We start from the raw sequence: 5310 nt of genomic DNA, 5'->3' as shown, positions 1-5310 counted from the left end.
CGGCGGGCGAGTCGGGCAGGTCCAGGAACCGCTCCGGTCCGCGGTAGTGCTGGCGCCGCTCGTAATCCATGATCCCCTGGCGCAGCGCCTGGTAGGCGACCTCCTGCTCGCCGGCGTTCAGCGTGGTGTAGACGTTCAGGCCGCGCGTGTAGGCCTCAGGGCCGGACAGGGCAGCGTTGACGCCGGCGCCCGGAGATCGTCAGAGAGTGTCAAGCGGGCCTCACACCAGCAGCGCATTGACGCGGCGCACGTAAGCGGCAGGGTCTTCCGGCAAGCCCCCCTCGGCCAGCAGGGCCTGGTCGAACAGGATGTGCGCCAGGTCGTGGAAATGCACGCTGCCGTCGAGCTTCTTGACCAGCGGGTGCTCCGGGTTGACCTCCAGCACCGGCTTGGTCTCCGGCGCGCTCTGGCCGGCCTGCTTCAAGAGGCGGGCCAGCTGCATGCTCATGCCGTGGTCCTGCACCACCAGGCAGGCGGGCGAGTCGACCAAGCGGGTGGTGGCGCGCACGTCCTCGGCCTTGTCCTTGAGCGCCTCCTTGAGCTTGGCCAGCAGCGGCTTGAAGGCCTGCGCCGCCTCCTCCGCCGCCTTCTTCTCCTCCTCGTCCTGCAGCTTGCCCAGGTCGACCGCGCCCTTGGCGACGGACTGCAGCGGCGTGCCGTCGAATTCGTGCAGGTAGCCCAGGGCCCACTCGTCGACCCGGTCGGTCATGAGCAGCACCTCGATGCCCTTTTTCTTGAAGATCTCGAGCTGCGGGCTGTTCTTGGCGGCGGCCAGGGTGTCGGCGGTGATGTAGTAGATGGCCTCCTGGCCCTCTTTCATGCGCGCCTTGTAGTCGGCCAGCGACACGCTGGGCGTGTCGCTGGTGGTCGAGGCGAAGCGCAGCAGCCTGGCGATGCGCTCGCGGTTGGCGAAGTCCTCGCCCAGGCCTTCCTTGAGCACGGCGCCGAACTCGGCCCAGAAGCGGCTGTACTTGCCCTCCTTGGCCTTGTCCTCGTCGCTGACCACGTCGGTCACGCCCTCGCCCCCCTCGCTGGCCTCGTGCCGGTCGTGCCGGGCCAGGTCTTCCAGCATGGACAGCACGCGCTTGACCGAGCCGTCGCGGATCAGCCGCACGTCGCGCGACTCCTGCAACAGCTCGCGGCTGACGTTCAGCGGCAGGTCGCTGGAGTCGATCACGCCGCGCACGAAACGCAGGTAGCTGGGCATCAGGCTTTCCGCGTCGTCCATGATGAACACGCGCTTCACATACAGCTTCACGCCCGCGGCCTTGTCGCGGTTCCACAGGTCGAAGGGCGCCTTGGCGGGGATGTACAAGAGCTGCGTGTATTCGGTGTTGCCCTCGACGCGGTTGTGGCTCCAGGCGAGCGGGTCCTCGTGGTCGTGGCTGATCGCCTTGTAGAACTCCTTGTACTGCTCGTCGGTGATGTCCTTCTTCGGGCGCGTCCACAGGGCGCTGGCCTTGTTCACCGTCTCCCACTCGCCCGTCTTCACCATCTCGCCGGGCTCGCCTTCCTTGTCGGACTCCTTCCACTCCTCCTTTTCCATCAGGATGGGCAGGCTGATGTGGTCGGAATACCTGGCGATGATCTGCCTGAGCTTCCAGGCGTTCAGGAACTCGTCAGCATCGTCCCGCAGGTGCAGGATGACGCTGGTGCCGCGCTGGCCGCGCTCGATCTGCTCGACCTCGAATTCGCCGGCGCCGGCGCTCGTCCAGCGCACGCCCTCGGAGGCCGGCAGGCCCGCGCGGCGCGATTCCACCGTGATGCGGTCGGCGACGATGAAGCCGGAATAGAAGCCCACGCCGAACTGGCCGATCAGCTGGCCCTGCTCGGAGGCGCTGGCCTTCTGGTCGCTGGACAGGCGGCTCATGAAGTCGCGCGTGCCGCTCTTGGCGATGGTGCCCAGGTGTTCGATGGCCTCCTCGCGGCTCATGCCGATGCCGTTGTCGCTGATGGTGATGGTGCGCGCCGCCTTGTCGAAGGACACGCGCACTTCCAGGTTGGGCTGGTCCTCGTACAGACTGGAATCGTTCAGCGCCTCGAAGCGCAGCTTGTCGCAGGCGTCGGAGGCGTTGGAGACCAGCTCGCGCAGGAAGATTTCCTTGTTGGAATAGAGCGAATGCGTGACCAGGTGCAGCAGCTGGGCGACTTCGGCCTGGAAGGAATGTTGTTGCTTGGAAGTGCTCATGCGTCGTTCTTCGTCGAAAAAGGACTGGGCGTAATGAAAAAAAGCTAAAGAGCCGGCAAGCGCCAGAACGCCTGCCCATGTGGGGACGGCGGGCGGGCCTTCAAGGGTGCAGCCCGCCTTGTTGTTGCACACTATGGCCATGCAGCACCACCGAGCACGCAGCAGCGTCGAGCGCACCGAGCGGGCGCTGGCCGCCATCGAGGACGCCGGCGACGAGGGCCGCCGGATCTTCACCCGCGTCTATGCCGCCACCGCCCTCCAGGCCGCGCGCGCCGCCGACGAGCGCGCCGCGGCCGGCATCACGCTGGGCCCGCTGGACGGGCGCATCGTCTCCCTCAAGGACCTGCTCGACGTGGCGGGCGAGGCGACCACAGCGGGATCGCTGGCCCTGCAAGACGCCCCGCCCGCGCCGCAGGACGCTGCCGTGGTGCGCCGCCTGCGCGCCGGCGGCGCCGTGCTGATCGGCAAGACCAACATGACGGAGTTTGCCTTCTCCGGGATCGGCATCAACCCGCACTACGGCACGCCCGGCAACGCGCACGACGCGACGCGCATCCCCGGCGGCTCGTCCTCGGGGGCGGGCGTCGGCGTGGTGCGCGGCATGGCCGAGATCGCCATCGGCACCGACACGGGCGGCTCGATCCGCATCCCGGCCGCCCTGGCGGGCATCGCCGGCTTCAAGCCGACCCAGGCGCGCGTGCCGCGCGAAGGGGCGCTCCCCCTGTCCACCTCGCTCGACACCATCGGCCCGCTGGCCGCGAGCGTGGCCGACTGCGCGCGCGCGGACGCGGTCCTGGCCGGCGAGCCCTGGGAGCCGCTGCCGAAGCGCCGGGTGGCTGGCCTGCGCATCGGGGTGCCGCGCGGCTGGTTGCTGTCCGAAGCCGATCCGCTGGTGCTCGCCGCCTTCGAGGATGCGCTGTCCCGGCTGTCGGGCGCCGGCGCGCGACTGTCCGACCTGGCGCTCGACGCGTGGATGCTGGCGCCCGCCCGCGTGCAACAGAACGGCACGCTTGCTGCCGCCGAGGCCGCGCACACCCACCGCGAACTGCTGGAGCGCGCCCCGGGTTCGCTCGACCCGCGCGTGCTGGCGCGCATCCGCCCCGGTCAGGGCATCCCGGCCACGCACTACATCGCCGTGCTGGAGGCGCGCGCGCGGCTGCAGCGCGAGCTGGACGGCCAGCTGCAGGACGTGGAGCTGCTCGCCCTGCCGACGGTGCCGATCCTGCCGCCGCGCATCGACGAGCTGCTGGGGAGCGACGCCGCCTTCATGGCAGCCAATGCGCTGGTCCTGCGCAACCCCTCGGTGTTCAATTTCTACGACCTGCCGGCGCTGTCCCTGCCGATGGGGCGGGCGGGCGGCCTGCCCTTCGGCCTGATGCTGGTCGCGCGGCGCGGGCGCGACCGCGAGCTGCTGGCGCTGGCGGCGGCCATCGAGGCGCTGGGCTGAGGCGCGCGCGCCGCCACCAGGGCGGTGCCAGGCCCTTCAGGACATCGCCGGCGCGTCGGGCCGGGGGCCGTCGGGCAGGGGGATGAACTCTTGGTCGTCGGCGTCGGGCAGTTTCATGCGGCCGGCCTCCCAGTCGGCAGCGGCCTGCGCCAGGCGCTCCTTCGACGATGACACGAAGTTCCAATAAATGAAGCGCTCGCCCACGGGCTCGCCGCCCAGCACCATGGCGCTGGTGGGCTCCAGCGCGCGCATCCTCGAGTCGCCGGCGCCCAGCACCAGCATCTGGCCGGCCGCGTAGCGCTGGCCGCCGACCTCGGCCGCGCCGGTCGCCAGATAGAGGGCGCGCTCGGCGTGGCCGCTCGGGATCTCGGCCACGGCGCCGGCCTGCATGTCCAGGTGCGCGTAGAACAGCGGTGAATGCGTGGCCACGCCCGCCGTCAACCCATAGGCACTGCCGGCGATCAGGCGGCCCTCGACGCCGCCTCCGCTCCACTGCGGCAGGTCGCTGCCCGCATGGTGCGAGAACGCCGGGTCGGTCTCCTCGAACTCTTTCGGCAACGCCACCCAGGCCTGGATGCCGTGCAGGTGGTCGCCCACGGCGCGGGCGCGCTCGAAGCGCTCGCTGTGCGTGATGCCGCTGCCGGCGGTCATCCAATTGACCTCGCGCGGGCGGATGGCCTGCGTGCAGCCGATGCTGTCGCGGTGCACCATCTCGCCGGCGAACAGGTACGTGACGGTGGACAGGCCGATGTGCGGGTGTGGGCGCACGTCCACGCTGCGGTCCACACCGGCGGCCAGATCGAGCGGCCCCATGTGGTCGAAGAAGATGAAGGGCCCGACCATGCGCCGCCTGGCAAAGGGCAGCACGCGCCCGACCTCGAAGCCGCCGCCCAGGCTGCGCCGGCGCTGCTCGATCACCATCTCGACCATGGCGTGTCTCCTGTGGGTTTGCAAGGCGCCATGCTGGCACAGACGGGGCGGCCCGGCCAGCACCTGCGGATGCGGCTACGCTCGGGGGCGCCGCCGACCCGCCCGGACCGGAACGCAAGGGCCCGAGCGGGCGGAGGGCCGGGGCACCCGGGCGGCATCCGCCGCCCCATGAGAGGACACGAAGGATGGACGACATCGTCAAACAAGCCATGGCCAGGTGGCCTCGGGTGCCGCACTGCAGCGGCTGGCTGGGGCTGGACGCGCGCGGCCGGTGGTGGCTGCGCGACGAGGCGGCGCAGGCGCTGGGGGACTTTGCCAGCGGCGTGCCGGGCGCGCGCGGCAGCCTGCTCGAGCACGAGGGGCTGATCGCCTTCATCGGGCGCAACTACGAGGCCGACGCGCAGGGGCAGTGGTTCTTCCAGAACGGCCCGCAGCGGGTATACGTCGAACTGGAGGCCGCGCCCTGGGTGTGGCGCCTGCAGGAGGATGGCCAGGTGCTCTCGCACACCGGGCGCGCCGCGCAAGCGACCGGGCTGTGGCTGGACGAGGCGGGGCGCCCCTACCTGCTGACCGACCTGGGCTTCGGGTTGGTGCACAGCCAGGACGTGGGACTGGTGGCGCAGGCCGTCGAGCAGGGGCGCTGGACGCCCGAGACGATCCCGTCGGAGGCGATGCCGGCACGCTTCGGCTTCGTTCTCAGCCCGCAGCAGCGGGCAGCCCGCCGGGAGCCACCTCGCGCCGCCAC

The 5310-nt window shown here is 70.7% G+C and carries 4 protein-coding genes; 2 read left to right on the top strand and 2 right to left on the bottom strand.

The window, feature by feature from the left end; genetic code table 11:
* Positions 1-220: 220 nt before the first annotated feature.
* Positions 221-2188 carry a molecular chaperone HtpG gene (gene htpG, locus A612_RS12565; protein WP_019374820.1) on the bottom strand — a complete coding sequence of 656 codons (1968 nt, stop codon included), beginning with the start codon at positions 2186-2188 and terminating at the stop codon, positions 221-223.
* 106 nt (positions 2189-2294) lie between these two features.
* Here htpG and A612_RS12560 point away from each other — a divergent pair, with 106 nt between their 5' ends.
* Positions 2295-3635, top strand: a complete 1341-nt coding sequence (locus tag A612_RS12560; RefSeq protein WP_420891032.1) for an amidase — start codon at positions 2295-2297, stop codon at positions 3633-3635.
* Positions 3636-3671: 36 nt separating this feature from the next.
* Here A612_RS12560 and A612_RS12555 read toward each other — a convergent pair whose 3' ends face one another.
* Complete coding sequence (locus tag A612_RS12555; protein WP_019374818.1) at positions 3672-4565, bottom strand: pirin family protein; 894 nt, start codon at positions 4563-4565, stop codon at positions 3672-3674.
* Positions 4566-4750: 185 nt separating this feature from the next.
* Here A612_RS12555 and A612_RS12550 point away from each other — a divergent pair.
* Positions 4751-5310 (top strand): DUF2946 family protein (locus A612_RS12550; RefSeq protein WP_019374817.1); only part of this gene is annotated, 560 nt, incomplete at its 3' end.

Source organism: Melaminivora alkalimesophila, assembly GCF_000282995.1.
Lineage (GTDB): Bacteria > Pseudomonadota > Gammaproteobacteria > Burkholderiales > Burkholderiaceae_C > Melaminivora > Melaminivora alkalimesophila.
Note: the sequence above shows the minus strand (reverse complement) of the source record. Positions and strands in the feature narration are given on the sequence as shown.

Coding starts and splice junctions, on each gene's coding strand:
- htpG (WP_019374820.1), bottom strand. CDS start 2,188: ATGAGCACTTCCAAGCAACAACATTCCTTCCAGGCCGAAGTCGCCCAG.
- A612_RS12555 (WP_019374818.1), bottom strand. CDS start 4,565: ATGGTCGAGATGGTGATCGAGCAGCGCCGGCGCAGCCTGGGCGGCGGC.